The sequence below is a fragment of the Metabacillus litoralis genome, assembly GCF_020524045.1.
GTDB classification, from domain to species: domain Bacteria; phylum Bacillota; class Bacilli; order Bacillales; family Bacillaceae; genus Metabacillus; species Metabacillus litoralis_C.
On sequence record NZ_JAIVKL010000053.1, the window covers coordinates 1 to 540 of the forward strand.

Here is a 540-nt window from a genome sequence, read left to right on the forward strand (position 1 = left end):
AAAAATAATCGCTATTTTCAATCCTTAGAGCAAAAATTGGCAAAGGCTCAACAGGTGCTATCAAGACGAGTAATCGGCTCTAGTAACTGGAACAAGCAACGGATTACAGTAGCTCGTATTCATGAAAAAATTGAAAATAAACGTACAGATTTCTTGCATAAGACCTCTATCGATATCATCAAAAACCACGATGTAATCGGGATTGAGAGTCTGCAAGTGGCTAACATGATGAAAAATAAGAAAACAGCTCAATCCATCGCTGATGTGTCATGGTACCAATTTACGACCATGTTAAAGTACAAGGCCGAATGGTACGGTAAGACAGTGGTAGAAGTGAGTAAGACCTTCCCTAGCTCTCAACTTTGTTCGAGCTGCGGCTATAAAAACAAAGACGTTAAAGATCTAAATTTGCGTGACTGGACCTGTGTATGCGGAGTCCATCATCAAAGAGATATTAACGCAGGACAAAATCTTAAAAATGAAGCGATAAGACTTCTAACCGCAGGGACTGCGGGTGTAGCCTAACCATAACTGGCGGGT

Annotated in this window: 1 protein-coding gene; it reads left to right on the top strand. The window is 40.7% G+C overall.

Features of this window, described 5'->3' with window-relative positions:
• A partial coding sequence (locus tag LC076_RS24040) for a transposase (protein WP_226671606.1) occupies positions 1 to 525 on the top strand: 525 nt, incomplete at its 5' end.
• Positions 526 to 540 lie beyond the last annotated feature (15 nt).